16 protein-coding genes are annotated in these 15,016 nt (G+C 66.4%); 7 read left to right on the top strand and 9 right to left on the bottom strand.

What is annotated here, in order from left to right; genetic code table 11:
- Window positions 1-174: 174 nt before the first annotated feature.
- The 4 genes from CX676_RS11475 to CX676_RS23215 all read left to right on the top strand — a co-directional run bounded on the left by CX676_RS11475 (window position 175) and on the right by CX676_RS23215 (window position 3,090).
- Window positions 175-1,014 carry a peptidylprolyl isomerase gene (locus CX676_RS11475; RefSeq protein WP_101752736.1) on the top strand — a complete coding sequence of 280 codons (840 nt, stop codon included), beginning with the start codon at window positions 175-177 and terminating at the stop codon, window positions 1,012-1,014.
- Window positions 1,015-1,060: 46 nt separating this feature from the next.
- Entirely contained in the window at window positions 1,061-2,413 is a 1,353-nt protein-coding gene (gene argJ, locus CX676_RS11470; RefSeq protein WP_101752735.1) for a bifunctional glutamate N-acetyltransferase/amino-acid acetyltransferase ArgJ, read from the top strand.
- A 22-nt stretch (window positions 2,414-2,435) separates the two neighbouring features.
- Window positions 2,436-2,834 (top strand): (deoxy)nucleoside triphosphate pyrophosphohydrolase, encoded by a 399-nt coding sequence (locus tag CX676_RS11465; protein WP_101752734.1) that lies wholly within the window; start codon window positions 2,436-2,438, stop codon window positions 2,832-2,834.
- A gap of 127 nt (window positions 2,835-2,961) precedes the next feature.
- Window positions 2,962-3,090 carry a hypothetical protein gene (locus tag CX676_RS23215; RefSeq protein WP_269801957.1) on the top strand — a complete coding sequence of 43 codons (129 nt, stop codon included), beginning with the start codon at window positions 2,962-2,964 and terminating at the stop codon, window positions 3,088-3,090.
- Between the two features lie 94 nt (window positions 3,091-3,184).
- On the opposite strand, the gene infB is transcribed toward CX676_RS23215, so the two are convergent.
- From infB to pip, 5 genes are all read right to left on the bottom strand, one after another.
- On the bottom strand, window positions 3,185-5,731 hold the full coding sequence (gene infB, locus CX676_RS11460) for a translation initiation factor IF-2 (RefSeq protein ID WP_101752733.1): 2,547 nt from the start codon (window positions 5,729-5,731) through the stop codon (window positions 3,185-3,187).
- On the bottom strand, window positions 5,728-6,360 hold the full coding sequence (locus CX676_RS11455; RefSeq protein WP_101752732.1) for an RNA-binding protein: 633 nt from the start codon (window positions 6,358-6,360) through the stop codon (window positions 5,728-5,730). Before CX676_RS11455 ends, infB begins: the two co-directional genes overlap by 4 nt.
- A gap of 18 nt (window positions 6,361-6,378) precedes the next feature.
- Window positions 6,379-8,067, bottom strand: a complete 1,689-nt coding sequence (gene nusA, locus CX676_RS11450; protein WP_101752731.1) for a transcription termination factor NusA — start codon at window positions 8,065-8,067, stop codon at window positions 6,379-6,381.
- Between the two features lie 3 nt (window positions 8,068-8,070).
- Complete coding sequence (gene rimP / locus CX676_RS11445) at window positions 8,071-8,700, bottom strand: ribosome maturation factor RimP (RefSeq protein WP_101752730.1); 630 nt, start codon at window positions 8,698-8,700, stop codon at window positions 8,071-8,073.
- 144 nt (window positions 8,701-8,844) lie between these two features.
- A complete protein-coding gene (gene pip / locus CX676_RS11440; RefSeq protein WP_101752729.1) occupies window positions 8,845-9,825 on the bottom strand; it encodes a prolyl aminopeptidase in 981 nt (326 codons plus the stop codon).
- A 50-nt stretch (window positions 9,826-9,875) separates the two neighbouring features.
- On the opposite strand from pip, the gene ubiG reads away from it, so the two are divergent.
- The gene (gene ubiG / locus CX676_RS11435) at window positions 9,876-10,646 is read left to right on the top strand and encodes a bifunctional 2-polyprenyl-6-hydroxyphenol methylase/3-demethylubiquinol 3-O-methyltransferase UbiG (protein ID WP_101752728.1); all 771 of its coding nucleotides are present in this window, start codon (window positions 9,876-9,878) and stop codon (window positions 10,644-10,646) included.
- Window positions 10,647-10,649: 3 nt separating this feature from the next.
- Here ubiG and CX676_RS11430 read toward each other — a convergent pair whose 3' ends face one another.
- Genes CX676_RS11430 through CX676_RS11415 form a run of 4 tightly spaced genes read right to left on the bottom strand, consistent with a single transcriptional unit; the run spans window position 10,650 to window position 13,132 of the window.
- Window positions 10,650-11,135: a MarR family winged helix-turn-helix transcriptional regulator gene (locus tag CX676_RS11430; protein ID WP_101754287.1), complete on the bottom strand. Its 486-nt coding sequence runs from the start codon at window positions 11,133-11,135 to the stop codon at window positions 10,650-10,652.
- Between the two features lie 7 nt (window positions 11,136-11,142).
- Complete coding sequence (locus CX676_RS11425) at window positions 11,143-11,985, bottom strand: carbon-nitrogen hydrolase family protein (RefSeq protein ID WP_101754286.1); 843 nt, start codon at window positions 11,983-11,985, stop codon at window positions 11,143-11,145.
- 58 nt (window positions 11,986-12,043) lie between these two features.
- Entirely contained in the window at window positions 12,044-12,322 is a 279-nt protein-coding gene (gene grxC, locus CX676_RS11420) for a glutaredoxin 3 (RefSeq protein ID WP_101752727.1), read from the bottom strand.
- Window positions 12,323-12,367: 45 nt separating this feature from the next.
- Window positions 12,368-13,132, bottom strand: a complete 765-nt coding sequence (locus CX676_RS11415) for a ComF family protein (RefSeq protein ID WP_232816424.1) — start codon at window positions 13,130-13,132, stop codon at window positions 12,368-12,370.
- On the opposite strand from CX676_RS11415, the gene CX676_RS11410 reads away from it, so the two are divergent.
- Window positions 13,131-13,973: a methyltransferase domain-containing protein gene (locus tag CX676_RS11410; protein WP_101752726.1), complete on the top strand. Its 843-nt coding sequence runs from the start codon at window positions 13,131-13,133 to the stop codon at window positions 13,971-13,973. The two genes, CX676_RS11415 and CX676_RS11410, sit on opposite strands and share 2 nt — an antisense overlap.
- Complete coding sequence (gene hemH, locus CX676_RS11405) at window positions 13,970-15,007, top strand: ferrochelatase (protein ID WP_101752725.1); 1,038 nt, start codon at window positions 13,970-13,972, stop codon at window positions 15,005-15,007. The genes CX676_RS11410 and hemH overlap by 4 nt, the downstream gene beginning before the upstream one ends.
- The last annotated feature ends 9 nt before the right edge of the window (window positions 15,008-15,016 follow it).

Genomic DNA, 15,016 nt, shown 5'->3' with positions numbered 1-15,016 from the left:
CGTGGCCGGTGGGCCACTTGCCCGCACCCTCCGCCTTGCCGTATCAGGGGCCGGAACGAAAAGCGGCGGGTGCGCCTTTCTTGGTTGCGCCGGATGTATGCGTGCCCCGCCAAAGTGTCAACGCCAGAGCCCCGTCACAAGGCCGGGATCGGCCTGTCCGACAAAGGAATTCCCATGCTGAAACGTACCGTCACCGCCGCCCTCTTCGCGCTTGCCCTGCCCTTTGCCCCGGCCATGGCGCAGGACGCGGACACCGTGGTCGCCAAGGTCAACGGCCTCGACATCACCCTGGGCGAGATGATCACCATGGGCCAGCGCATGGGCGCCGAAGGTCAGCCGATCACCGCCGATGACGCGACCTGGCAGATGATGCTGGATCAGCTGGTGCGCCAGACCGCCGTGGCCTCGGCCAAGGGCGACACGCTGACCGCGGCCGACCGCGCCAACCTGGAACTGCAGCGCCGCGCCTACCTGGCCTCGGCGGCGCTGGAAAAGGTGGCCGAGCCCGAGCCGACCGACGAGGAAATCAAGGCGGCCTATGACAAGTATTTCGGCGCGACCGAGCCGAAGACCGAATACTCGGCCGCCCATATCCTCGTCGAGACCGAAGAGGACGCCAAGGCGGTGAAGGCCGAACTGGATGGCGGCGCCGATTTCGGCACCGTGGCTGAGGAACGCTCGACCGGGCCGTCGGGGCCGAACAAGGGCGATCTCGGCTGGTTTGCCGCCGACCAGATGGTGCCGGCCTTTGCCGAAGCGGTTCAGGCGATGGAGAAGGGCCAGGTCTCGGACCCGGTGCAGACCGAATTCGGCTGGCATGTCATCAAGCTGAACGACACCCGCACCGCCGAGCCGCCGAAGCTTGACGAGGTGAAGGAGCAACTGGTCCAGCAGGTCCGCCGCGACAAGGTCGATGCCGAGATCGAGCGGCTGGTGACCGAGGCCAAGGTGGAAAAGACCGAAGGGCTGGACCCGAAACTGCTGGAAAACGCGGAACTGCTTGACGCGGAATGATCCAGCTTGTTGATCTGACGCCGGTAATGACCTGACGGAGCGCGCGATGGCCAAGGACAAGAAGAAAGACAAGTCGGACAAGGCCGGTAAGAAGGCGCGCAAATCCGACAAGGTGAAGCAGATCGAGGCCGAGATGGCCGAGGTGAAGACCGCCTCGGCCAAGCTGGTCTCGCCGCTGGCACCGGCGGCCTTCCCCGATCTGCCCGCGATCGAGGGCGTCGATTTCGCCAGCGCCTCGGCCGGGATCAAGTATCAGGGGCGCACCGATGTGACGCTGATGCGGATTGCGCCGGGATCGTCGATCGCCGGGGTCTTCACCCGGTCCTCGACCCGCGCGGCCTGCGTGCTTGACAATCAGGCGAAGCTCGCAGGGCCGCAGGACATCTCGCGCGGCGCGGCCATCATCGTCAATTCCGGCAATGCCAATGCCTTTACCGGCGCGCTGGGGCAGAAATCCGTCGATGCTGTGACCGGCGCCGTGGCGAAGAAGCTGGGGATGCCGATCGAGCGGGTGTTCTCCTCCTCGACCGGGGTGATCGGCGAGCCGCTGAAGGCCGAGCGCATCACCGCCGTCATCGACCAGCTGGCCGGCGGGCTGGACCCGGCGGGCATCGCCGGGGCGGCGCGTGCCATCATGACCACCGACACTTTCCCCAAGGGTGCCTTCGCCGAGATCGAGGGCGAGGGCGGGGTGATCCGCATCACCGGCATCGCCAAGGGCTCGGGCATGATCGCACCCGACATGGCGACCATGCTGGTCTATATCTTTACCGATGCCGCCATCGCGCCCGAGCTGCTGCAGAAATTCCTGTCGGCGCGCGTCGACGGCACCTTCAACAGCATCACCGTGGACAGCGACACCTCGACCTCGGACGCGCTGATCATGGCGGCGACCGGGCGCTCGGCGGCAAAGCCGATCACCAGCGCCAGCTCGGCCACGGGCAAGGCCTTCTCGGCGGCGCTGGACAGTGTCATGCTGGACCTGGCCAAGCAGGTGGTGCGCGACGGCGAGGGGGCGACGAAGTTCGTCGAGGTCCGGGTGACCGGTGCGGCCAGCAAGGCCGACGCCCGCAAGATCGCCAGCGCCATCGCCAATTCGCCGCTGGTGAAGACAGCCATCGCCGGCGAGGACGCCAACTGGGGCCGGGTGGTCGCCGCCGTCGGCAAGTCCGGCGCCAAGGCCGACCGCGACAAGCTGTCGATCAGCTTTGGCGACATGGTTCTGGCCCGCGACGGCTGGCGCTCGCCGGATTACGACGAGACCAAGGCCAGTATATACATGAAGCGGCAGGAGCTGGTGATCGGCGTCGATCTGGGGCTGGGCAAGGGCGAGCAGACCATGTGGACCTGCGACCTGACCCACCGCTACATCGACATCAACGCCGATTACCGGTCGTGAAGGTCGGTTCGGAGATGCGCCTGTGAAAGTCGTACTGGTTTCCGCCGTCCTGCTGATCGACCCTGACGGGCGCGTGCTTCTGGCACAGCGCCCCGAGGGCAAATCGATGGCCGGTCTGTGGGAGTTTCCGGGCGGCAAGGTCGAGCCGGGCGAGACCCCCGAGGCGGCGCTGATCCGCGAATTGCACGAGGAACTGGGGATCGAGACGTGGCAATCCTGCCTCGCCCCCATGGCCTTCGCCAGCCACAGCTATGCCGATTTCCACCTGCTGATGCCGCTGTTTGCCTGCCGAAAATGGAACGGCATCGTGCAGCCGCGCGAGGGGCAGGGGCTGGCCTGGGTGCGGCCCGAAAAGTTGACCGACTATCCGATGCCGCCCGCCGACATCCCGCTGATCCCGCAGATTCGTCTGTGGCTTTAATGCCGCAAAACGCCGGGTACCTCGAGAAAAGTTAATGTTTCACAACCCCCTTGTGAAATCCCCATTCCCGCAAGGGGTGGGTCGCGGCATTCTGATTCCACCATGAAGTCAATGCAATGGGATGGACATGATTCGCACGATCACGATCGGTAGCTGTATCTCGGTCCAGGGGGTGTTCGAACGCAAAGACCCGAACGGCAAGATCGCCGTGCGGGTCGGTGACAAGATTTATGTCGGCAAGCCGGTAGGCGCCTGACAACGACCCTCGTTTTTACGAGTTTGAAAAACGAGAAAGGGCGCCGGGGAGGGCGCCCTTTCTGCTTTTGGGGTCTGGGGATGGCGAGCGCCGCTTACAGCTTGCGCTCGACCTCCTCGCGCTCGAAGATCTCGATGACATCGCCCGGGCGGATGTCGTCGTAATTCTCGAAGGCCATGCCGCATTCCTGGCCGGACTGCACTTCCTTGACCTCGTCCTTGAAGCGCTTCAGCGTCTTCAGCGTGCCTTCGTGGATCACCACGTTGTCGCGCAGCAGGCGGACGCCGGCCGAGCGGCGGGCAACGCCCTCGGTGACCAGACAGCCGGCAACCTTGCCAACGCCGGTGACCTTGAAGACCTCGCGGATCTCGGCATAGCCGATGAAGGTCTCGCGGACTTCGGCCGACAGAAGGCCCGAAGCGGCGGCTTTGATGTCATCCACCAGATCATAGATGATCGAGTAGTAACGGATCTCGACACCCTTCTGGTTGGCGGCATTGCGGGCGGGCGCATTGGCCCGGACGTTGAAGCCGATGACCGGCGCGCCCGAAGCCTCGGCAAGGCCCACATCGCTTTCGGTGATGGCGCCGACGCCGTAATGCAGCACGCGGACGCGCACCTCGTCATTGCCGACCTTTTCCAGCGCCTGAACGATCGCCTCGGCCGAGCCCTGCACGTCGGCCTTCACCACCACCGGCAGTTCGGCAACGCTCTGGTCGGCCTTGGCCTTGGCCATCATCTGGTCCAGCGTGACGGCGGCACCGGCAGCGGCGCGTTTGTCCTTGGCGGCCTGGATGCGGTAGTCGGCGATCTCGCGGGCCTGCGCCTCGGTCTCGACCACGTTCAGAACGTCGCCAGCCTCGGGCGTACCATTGAGACCCAGAACCTCGACCGGAACCGAGGGACCGGCCTCTTCGACGCGCTCGCCCTTGTCGTTGATCAGCGCGCGCACCTTGCCCCACTGCTCGCCGACGACGAAGATGTCGCCGCGCTTCAGCGTGCCGTTCTGCACCAGAACGGTGGCGACCGGGCCACGGCCCACGTCAAGCTGCGCCTCGATCACTGCGCCCTGTGCGGCGCGCTCGGGATTGGCACGCAGTTCGAGGATCTCGGCCTGCAGCGCAATGGCTTCCAGCAACTGGTCCAGCCCCTGGCCGGTCTTGGCCGAAACCTCGACATCCTGCACGTCGCCCGACATCTGCTCGACCACGACTTCGTGCTGCAGCAGAGCGGTGCGGACCTTGTTGGGGTCGGCAGCCGGTTTGTCGACCTTGTTGATCGCCACGATCATCGGCACCTTGGCGGCCTTGGCGTGGTTGATCGCCTCGACCGTCTGCGGCATCACCGCGTCATCGGCGGCGACCACCAGCACGACGATATCGGTGACATTGGCACCGCGCGCGCGCATCGAGGTAAACGCCGCGTGGCCCGGCGTGTCGAGGAAGGTCAGCACCGCGCCGCCATCGGTGGTCACCTGGTAGGCACCGATATGCTGGGTGATGCCGCCGGCCTCGCCCGAGACCACGTTGGCGTGGCGGATGGCGTCCAGAAGCGAGGTCTTGCCGTGGTCGACATGGCCCATGATGGTGATGATCGGCGGCCGGGGCTGGCGATCCTCGTCCTTGTCCTCGACCGTGTCGATGACCTGTTCCACATCCGAATCCGAGACGCGGACGGCGCGGTGGCCGAATTCCTCGATCACCAGTTCGGCGGTGTCGGCATCGATCGGCTGGTTGATCGAGACCATCATGCCCATCTGCATCAGCGACTTGACCACATCGGCGGCGCGTTCCGCCATCCGGTTGGCCAGTTCCGAAACCACGATGGTTTCCGGCAGCTGCACGTCGCGCACCTGCTTTTCGGCCCGGACCGACTGGCCCATGGCTTTCTGCTTGGCCCGCTCCTGCTTGCGCTTCATCGCCGCAAGGCTGCGTTGACGGCCGCCTTCGCCACCGGACAGCGCGTCATTCAGCGACAGCTTGCCGGCGCGCCGGTTGTCGCGCTCGCCGGCGCGGCCGGCGGGTGCACCGCGGTCGGCGCCGCGTTCCGGGCGGTCGCGTTCGGATTTGCGCGGGCCGGTGGTCGAGACACCCTTGGCCTCGGCGCGTGCGGCGGCGGCCTCGACCGCGGCCTGGTCAGCCGGGGTCGCCGGCTTCTCGGCGGCGGCGGGCTTGCGCACTTCGGCCTTCTTCTGCTCGCGCAGCTGTGCCTCTTCGGCGCGGCGGGCATCCTCGTCGGCCTTGGCCTTCAGGGCCTCTTCGCGCTCGCGATCCTCGCGCTCCTTGGCCTCGGCCTCGGCGCGGCGGCGCTCGCGTTCTTCCTCGCGGGCCTTTTCCTCGGCGGCGCGGGTCGCAGCTTCCTCGGCCTCACGCGCCTTGGCGGCAGCCAAAGCCTTCAGCCGGCGCTCCATCTCGGCATCGGTGATGCCGGCGGGACGCCGCGACCCGGCAGCAGAGACCTGAGCCACGGTCGGAGCGATGCCAGCAGGCTTTTCGGCAGCAGCGCCGGGCTTGGGCACCACGACGCGCTTGCGCTTGGTCTCGACGACCACACTCTTGGTCCGGCCGTGGCTGAAGCTCTGCTTCACCTGACCCGAACGCCCGCCGATGCCCAATGTCTTGTTACCGTCTTTATCGCTCATCTCGCGTCCGTATCCTTTCCGGCGGCCACGCCGCCGTCATGCTCGCGCAGACCCGTCAGTCTGCCCGCATCGTTGATTACACTGTCGGTCAGCCCACCCGGCGCAAGCGCGCCGTGTATGACATGATCGCGACCGAAGGACAAACCCAATTCTGCCGCCGTCAGGCAGCCAAACCAGCGTCCACCCTCGGGTGTCCACAGCTTGCCTTTTCCCCGGTCGGACCCGTCGCTGGCCTGCAACAGAACCTTTGCCTGCCCGGCTGCAAGCCAGGACTTTACCTTCTCGAACCCGGCCACTGCGCGGCCCGCCTTGCGCGCCAGAGACACCAGATCCACGACCCTCTGCGCCATGCCCGCCTCGACCAGCGCGCCCAGACCTTCGGGCGTCGTCACCGGGGCCTTAAACCCGCGCGCAAACAGCCCCTTCGTGGCCGCCTTGTCGATCGCGGCGCGATCCGCAACCACCCAGACCCCGCGACCCGGCAGCTTTTCGGCCAGATCAGGCACCACCATGTTGTCGGGCCCCAGCACGAAGCGGACAAGGCCGCGCTTCGGCTGGACCTCGCCCGTGACGATGCAGCGCCTCTCGCTCGGCGCTTCGCGGTCCTTGTCCCGGCCCCCGCGGCTCATCCTGCGGACCTCCAGGGCTTACGCCCCGGCCTCCTCGGTTGCGGTGTCCTCGTCGTCGCTGTCGTCGTCCTTCGGCTCCAGTTCGGTCGGATCGACCCAGCCCAGCATCACGCGGGCGGTCATCACCATGGTCTGCGCATCTTCCAGCGAGACATTGAAGGGTTCCAGAAGGCCGTCATCCTTGACGCGCTGGCCGTCGACCGTGGTCCAGCCACCGGCCAGTTCCCAGTCCGCACAGGTGGCGAAGTCTTCCAGCGTCTTCACGCCATCCTTGGCCAATGCCTCTACCATCTGGGGCGTCAGGCCCTCGAATTCAATGAGGCTGTCCTCGGCGCCAAGGGCACGGGCATTTTCCAGCGCGGCCTTGTTGGCGGCCTCCAGCACGTCGCGGGCGCGGGCCTGCAACTCTTCGGCGGTGCCTTCGTCGACGCCATCGATCGCCAGCAGCTCGTCCAGATCGACGTAGGCCACTTCTTCCAGATTGGTGAAGCCCTCGGCCACCAGCAGCTGGGCGAAGAATTCGTCCAGATCCAGCTTGTCCATGAACAACTGGGTGCGCGAATTGAACTCGGCCTGACGGCGCTTGGATTCTTCTTCCTCGGTCAGGATGTCGATGTCGAGCCCGGTCAGCTGGCTGGCCAGGCGCACGTTCTGGCCGCGACGACCGATGGCGAGCGACAGTTGCTCGTCGGGCACCACGACCTCGATGCTGGTCGAATCCTCGTCGAAGACGACCTTCGAGACCTCGGCCGGCTGCAGTGCGTTCACCAGGAAGGTGGCTTGATCGTCATTCCACGGAATGATGTCGATCTTCTCGCCCTGCAATTCGCCGACAACAGCCTGCACGCGCGAACCGCGCATACCGACACAGGCACCGACGGGGTCGATCGAGTTGTCATAGGAGATCACGGCGATCTTGGCGCGCGAACCCGGATCACGGGCCACGGCCTTGATCTCGATCACGCCGTCATAGATTTCCGGCACTTCCATCTTGAACAGCTCGGCCATGAACTGCGGATCGGTGCGCGACAGGAAGATCTGCGGGCCACGGGCCTCGCGGCGCACATCCTTGACATAGGCGCGGATGCGGTCGTTCGGGCGATAGCTTTCGCGGCCGATCTTCTCGTTGCGGCGCAGGATCGCCTCGCCACGGCCGACATCGACGATGATGTTGCCATATTCCTCGCGCTTGACGACACCGTTGATGATGGTGCCGGCGCGGTCCTTGAATTCCTCGTACTGGCGATCGCGCTCGGCCTCGCGGACGCGCTGCAGGATCACCTGCTTGGCCGATTGCGCGGCAATGCGGCCCAGATCGACCGGCGGCACCTGCTCCTCGAAAACGTCGCCGGCTTGCGGGGTGTTGCCCTTGAACTCGCTGATCGCCACGCCCTCGCGCAGCCAGATGGCGCGGCCATCCTTGGACGGCTCGAAATAGGGGCGGGCCTGATCGGCGGTGAATTCGGCCTGGTAGTTCTCGACGGCCTCGTCCTCGACCACGGTGCGGGCGCGGGTGAAGGTGGCATTGCCGGTCTTGCGGTCGATGCGGACGCGGATGTCCATCTCGGCGCCATAGCGCGACTTGGCTGCACGGGCGAGGCTGTCTTCCATCGCTTCGATGACCAACTCGGGCTCGATCATCTTCTCGCGGGCGACGGCCTCGGCGGTTTGCAGCAGTTCAAGCTGGTTGGCAGAGGTGATTGCCATCACTTACTCCTTCACTGAGCCGGCGTCCTGCGCGGCCTCGTCTTCGGTTTCGATCTCGTCAAAATGGGATTCGTCGAGATTGTCTATCTCGACCCCCGCATCCTTCTTCTGGCGCAGCATTTCCCGGATCAGCTCGTCGGTCAGCACCAGCTTGGCGTCGCTGAGCCAGTCGAAATTCAGCCCGATGGTCTGGGTCTCGCCGGCTTCCTCGATGTTCAGCAGAACCTCGTCGCCACCCTCGCCGGTCTCGACCCCGGCCAGGATGCCCTTGAAGCGCTTGCGACCGTCGATCGGCTGGTTGGTCTCCAGCCGGGCCTCGTAGCCTTCGAAAGTGGCGAAGTCCTTCAGCCGGGTCAGCGGCCGGTCGATGCCGGGGCTGGAGACTTCCAGATGGTAATTGTCCTCGATCGGGTCCTCGACATCCAGCGTGGCCGAGACGGCGACCGAGATATCGGCGCAGTCATCCACGTTGATGCCGCCCTCGGGACGGTCGGCCATGATCTGCAGCGTGGCGGTCTTGCCGCCCTGCAGGCGCAGGCGCACAAGTTCGAATCCCAGATCCTCGATCACCGGGATCAGGATCTCGGCCAGGCGCCGGTCGATGGCAGTCTTGGCGATCAGGTCATTGGACATGTCAGTCCCCAGAAATGAAAAACGGGCCATCAGCGGGCCCGGTCGTCTTGCTCGGTGGGGCAGGTGGTGGAAGCCTGCGCCGCTGTTGAGGCGGTATATAGGCGCAAGCTTCGTGGAATGCAAGCCGAGTCTCGGGCCGGTTGTCTAGGCGGAGCTGGCCCTGTCGCGCAGCTCGTCCATCACCCGCACCAGTTCGGCGGCAATCGGCGCTTCGGACAGGGCATGGCCCGCCGCCGGGACGATTCGCAGCTCGCAGCGGTCCCAGCCCTCGGCCAGTTGCCAGGCGCTTTGCGGCGGGCAGACCATGTCATAGCGGCCCTGCACGATCACCGCCGGCAGATTCTCGATCCGGGCCCTGTTGCGCAGCAGCTGGCCCTCGTCGAGGAAACAGCCGTTGACGAAGTAGTGGTTTTCCAGACGGGCGAAGGCGCGGGCATATTCGGTCGGCGCCGTGGTCGAGGCCGAGGATTGCAACCCGGCCAGCGCGTTTTCCCAGATCAGCCAGGGCAGCGCGTAACGTGCCTGCCGCCCGGGATCATCATCGAAGAGGCGGCGATGATAGGCGGCGATCAGGTTGCCGCGTTCCCCCTCGGGGATCACCTCGCGGAAGCGCGCCCAGAGATCGGGGAAGAACCGGCCAGCGCCGCCGCCATAGAACCAGTCGAGCTCGCTCTGCATCCCCAGGAACACCCCGCGCAGCACCAGCGCGGCAACACGATCGGGATGGGCCTCGGCATAGGCAAGGGCCAGTGTCGCCCCCCAGCTGCCACCGAAGAGGGTCCAGCTCGCGACACCGAGAATCTGCCTGATCGCCTCGATATCGCCGATCAGATGCGCCGTGGTATTCGCCTCGACGCTGGCGGTTGGGCGCGAGCGGCCGCAGCCGCGCTGGTCGAAGAGGACGACACGGTAATGAGCCGGGTCGAAGAAGCGCCGCATGAACGGGCTGCAACCGCCGCCGGGGCCGCCATGCAGCACCAGCACCGGCTGGCCATCGGGATTGCCGCATTGCTCGACGTAAAGCTGATGCCCGTCGCCGCGGTCGATCATGCGCTGGTCATAGGGGCGGATGTCGGGATAAAGCCGCCCGGGTGTCGCGCCGATTTGTCCTGCCAATCTGTCCATTGACGCAGTATAGATCGCCCGCGACAAACCTGCCAGCCGAAGGACACGCCATGACCCAGGACAGTACCCTTGTAACGGGACGGAATGCCGAAGGCAGCAGCGTCGATCCGGCGGAACTGGCGAAATTCGAGGCCATGGCCGCCGAATGGTGGGATCCGAACGGCAAGTTCAAGCCGCTGCACATGCTGAACCCGACCCGGCTCGACTATATCATCAGCCGCATCGGCGCCGAGTTCGGCCGCGATGCCCGCAGCCTTCGGCCCTTCGAAGGCTTGCGGCTTCTGGATATCGGCTGCGGCGGCGGCCTGCTGACCGAGCCGATGGCGCGGCTGGGGGCCGAGGTGGTGGGTGCCGACGCGGTCGAGCGCAATATCTCGGTCGCCAGCCTTCATGCCGAGCAGCAGGGGCTGGAGATCGATTACCGCGCCACCACCGCCGAGGCGCTGGCCGACGCGGGCGAGCGGTTCGATGCGGTTCTGGCGCTGGAGATCGTCGAACATGTCGCCGACCCGGCGGCTTTCGTCGCCACCTGCGCGGCGCTGACGAAGCCCGGGGGGGTCATGATCGTCTCGACCCTGAATCGCACGCCGAAAAGCTTTGGCGCGGCGATCATCGGGGCGGAATGGATCATGCGCTGGCTGCCCAAGGGGACGCATGAATGGCACCGCTTCATCACCCCCGAGGAACTGGCCGGGATGATGGCCGCAGCGGGGATGCCGGCGGTGGACCGGCGTGGCATGGTCTTCAACCCGATTCGGTGGGACTGGAGCCTGTCTGAGCGCGATCTGTCGGTAAACTACATCATGACCGGGCGGCGCTGAGGCTCAGCCGTTCTCGTCACCCGCCAGCCGCAGCCGCAATTCGCGCAGCACCGGCAGGGTGGCCCGCACCCGGTCCGCGCCGATGTCGCGGACGATATCGGCGATCAGCGGCATGAAGGCAGCGATGGCCGCATCGCGCGCGGCACGGCCCGCCGGGCTGATCGCCACCAGCTTGCGCCGGGCATCATCCCAATCAGGGCGGATATGGACATGCCCGGCCCATTCCAACCGCGACAGCGTATTGGTCATCGCGCCCCGGGTGACGTGGAAGGCCGCCGCCAGTTCGGCCGGCGTGCGTTCCTCGTTCATATGCGCCAGCAGGTTCAGCACCGAGAAATGCGAGATCTGCATCCCGCGGGGCAGGGCCTTGCTGATCAGGTTGCGCGACAGCTGATCGGCGATCAGCACCTCGGCAAAGAGGCTCGCGGCCAGACGGTCGGGCGTCTGGTCCTTGGGCTGCGGCGCGTTGGGGGCGGTAGTAGTGGTCATCTGCAGGTCAGGGGCCGCAATAGTCGCGATCATGGGTCAGGGACGGAATGCGCGACCGTGCCCTTTCCACTGCCCCCAGGTCAAGCTCGGCGATGACCAGACCCTGCGTCGTTTCGCCATCGGCCAGCACCTCGCCCCAGGGATCGACGATCAGCGAATGACCATAGCTTTGCCGCGGGTGGCGGTCGGGGCTGTGCGGGGCAGGGTGGGTGCCGCATTGCGCCGGGGCGAGGATGAAACAGCCGGTCTCGATGGCGCGGGCGCGGAGCAGGACATGCCAATGCGCTGCACCCGTGGTCGAGTTGAAGGCGGCGGGCACCGTCAGGATGCGCGCCCCGGCCTGTGCCAGGCGGCGGAAAAGCTGCGGGAAGCGCAGGTCATAGCAGACGGTCATGCCGATCGGCCCCGGCCCCTCGGCCAGCACCGCCTGCGCGCCGGGACGATAGGCGGCGCTTTCGCGATAGCTTTCGGTGTCCGAGATGGTCACGTCGAACATGTGGATCTTGTCATAGCGTGCGGCGATGCCGCCATCCGGCGCGATGAGGAAACTGCGATTAGCAAAGCGGCCGTCGCCTTCCGGGTCGTCATCGCGCAGTGCAAGCGAGCCGATCAGCAGCCAGAGGCCGTGCTGCCGCGCGGCGTCCCGCAGGGCGGCCAGTGTCGGGTCTTCGGCCTCGGGTCGCAGCGCCTCGCGCTGCCAGTCGCGCGAGGGCGACAGCAGGTTCGTCGCCTCGGGTGTGGCGATCAGCGTCGCGCCCTCGGCCGCCGCCTTGGCGATCAGGTCCAGCGTCACCGGCAGGTTTTCTGCAGGATCGTCGCTGACCGTCAGCTGCAGCAGCGCGACGCGCAGGAGATCGCTCCCTGCACCGGGTTTCGCCCCGCCGCTGCCCGCTGACTGTGCCACCGTCTTAGCGACCGACGGGCGCGGCATCCGCTGCCAGCAGCGCATCCAGCTTGCCGGCCTGTTCCAGCGCGTAAAGATCGTCGCTGCCGCCGACATGTTCGCCATTGATGAAGATCTGCGGCACCGAGCGGCGGCCACCGGCGCGGTTGGTCATCGCCAGCCGCAGGTCCGGGTCCATGGAAACATCGGTCTCGTCAAAGGCTGCCCCCTTCTCGCGCAACAGGGCCTTGGCCCGGTGGCAATAGGGGCAGGAGGGGGTGGTATAGATCTCGATCTGGGCCATGGCAGCAGGACTCTCGCGTGGAAAACGGTTCGTTCAATTCCCTATCTAGTGAGCCTTGACCGCCCGCGCCACCACCGCGACCGAAATCGGCCCCGATCCGGCGGCGCGCAGCGCCTCGGCCGCCTGCGCCAGCGTTGCGCCCGAGGTCATCACGTCATCGACTAGCAGCACCGCGCGTCCCTGCAACCGCGCGGCATGGCGGCGGCTGGCCCGGATGCTGCCGGCGACATTGGCGAAGCGATCAGCCACGCCCTTGTGATCCTGCCCCTCGCTATGCCGGGTGCGGGCGAGGAACTCGGGTCGATGCTCAAGCTCAAAGACCTGCGCCAGGTGCGAGGACAGCAGTTCGGACTGGTTGTATTTCCGCTTGAGCAGCCGCCAGGGATGCACCGGCACCGGCACCACCAGCATCCCGGGCCGGATCAGCGGACGCGCCGCCCGCGCCAGCCAGTCGCCAAGTGCCGGCGCAAGGTCGGGCCGATCGGCATGTTTCAGCGCCAGCACCAGCTGCCGCCCGGTGCCGGAATAGACCATCGCCGCGCGGCCATGGCGCCAGGGGCGGGCAATGACCAGGCAATCGTCGCAGACCAGTTGCACCTCTCGCCCGCCCGATGTCTCGACTTCGCCGGGCAGCGGCGCGCCGCAGCGGCCACAGCAAGCGCCGGTGATGAACTCCGCCTCGGACCAGCAGCGCCCGCAGAGCGCGCCTTCGGTCGCGACCGGATCGGCGCAGCACAGGCATTGCGGCGGGTAAAGGATACGCAACGCACCTTTCAACATCCCGCCAAGGCCCCTATGTTGCATCACCATGCAAGCCCTCTCCTCTTCTGACAGACCGGCTCTGACCGACCGCGCCGCGCTGACCCGCAACCGGGCCCGCGCCACCCGCGCCGGTCTGGCGGATTTCCTGCATCGAATCGCCGCCGACGAGCTGCAGGATAGGCTGGCCGAGGTTAAAAGATCGTTTCGGGACGTTGCGGTCGTGACCGGCCATCCGGCGCTCTGGGCCGAGGCCTTTCCCGGGGCGCTGATCCTGCCCGACACGCCGGTTCTGGACCTGCCGCCGCCCGGCAGTCTCGATCTGGTCATTCATGCCATGTCGCTGCACTGGGCCGATGATCCGGTCGGCCAGATCATCCAATGCGCCCGCGCGCTGCGCCCGGACGGGCTGTTCATCGCCGTCTGCCCCGGCAACCAGACGCTTTCGGAACTGCGCGCCGCGCTGGCTGAGGCCGAGGCCGAGGTTTCGGGCGGGCTGTCGCCGCGCGTGTTGCCGATGGGCGAGATCCGCGAGATGGGGGCGCTGCTGGGCCGCGCCGGGCTGGCGCTGCCGGTGGCCGATCTGCTGAACCTGCCCGCCAGCTATCGCGACCTGATCCATCTGGCGCAGGATCTGCGGGCGATGGGCGAGGGCAATGCGCTGGCCGCTCGGCTGCGCCAGCCCACCCGGCGCGAGGTTCTGGCCCGCGCCGCCGCCATCTATGCCGAGCGTTTCCCCGACCGCGACGATCCCGCGCGTATCCGCGCGACCTTTGACCTGGTCTTCCTGACCGGCTGGTCTCCCGCCGAGAACCAGCAGAAGCCGCTGCGCCCCGGCAGCGCCCAGATGCTGCTGGCCGATGCGCTGAACGATACGAAAGACAAGACATGACGCCAGCTGCAAAGCCCGCCGACCATCCCGCCGTCACCCCGCCGAAGACCGGCATCCTGATCGCCAACCTGGGCACGCCCGACGGCTATGACTACTGGTCGATGCGCCGTTACCTGAACGAGTTCCTCTCGGACAAGCGGGTGATCGACCTGCCGCGCTGGAAATGGCAGCCGATCCTGCAGGGCATCATCCTGACCAAGCGGCCGTTCAGTTCGGGCGCGAATTACAAGCTGATCTGGAACGAGGAAAAGGGCGAAAGCCCGCTGATGACCATTACCCGTGACCAGACCGCGGCGCTGCGTGCCCGCGCCCATGCCGAATGGGGCGACCAGGTCATGGTCGAGTTCTGCATGCGCTATGGCAATCCCTCGACCGGGGAAGTGCTGGAGCGGATGGTCAAGGCCGGCTGCCGGCGCATCGTCTTCCTGCCGCTTTACCCGCAATATGCCGGCGCCACCTCGGCCACCGCCAATGACCAGCTGTTCCGGGCGCTGATGGAACAGACATGGCAACCCTCGGTACGCACGGTCGATGCCTATTTCGACCGGCCCGATTACATCGCGGCGCTGGCGGCTTCGGTCCGCCGGGTGCTGGGCAATCGTAAGCCGGGGCGGCTGGTCGCCAGCTATCACGGGATGCCGAAACGCTATCTGATGCAGGGCGACCCCTATCATTGCCAGTGCCAGAAGACCTCGCGCCTGTTGCAGGCCGCGCTTGGCTGGGAGGACGGGATCATCGATACCAGCTTCCAGTCGGTCTTCGGCCGCGAGGAATGGCTGCGCCCCTATACCGTCGAGCATGTGGCCGAGCTGGCCAAGCAGGGCGTCAGCGACATCGCCGTCATCTCGCCGGCCTTTGCCGCCGATTGCATCGAGACGCTGGAAGAGATCAATGGCGAGATCCGCGAGGCCTATGAACATGCCGGCGGCAAGGAGTTCACCTATATCCCCTGCCTGAACGACGATCCCGCGCATATCGACGTGATGATGAACGTCATCCGAGAGAATATCGGCGGCTGGGTGACGCCGGCCTGAGCGCGCGCC

Origin of the sequence: Paracoccus zhejiangensis, assembly GCF_002847445.1 — a bacterium.
Classification (GTDB): Bacteria; Pseudomonadota; Alphaproteobacteria; order Rhodobacterales; family Rhodobacteraceae; genus Paracoccus; species Paracoccus zhejiangensis.
Note: the sequence above shows the minus strand (reverse complement) of the source record. Positions and strands in the feature narration are given on the sequence as shown.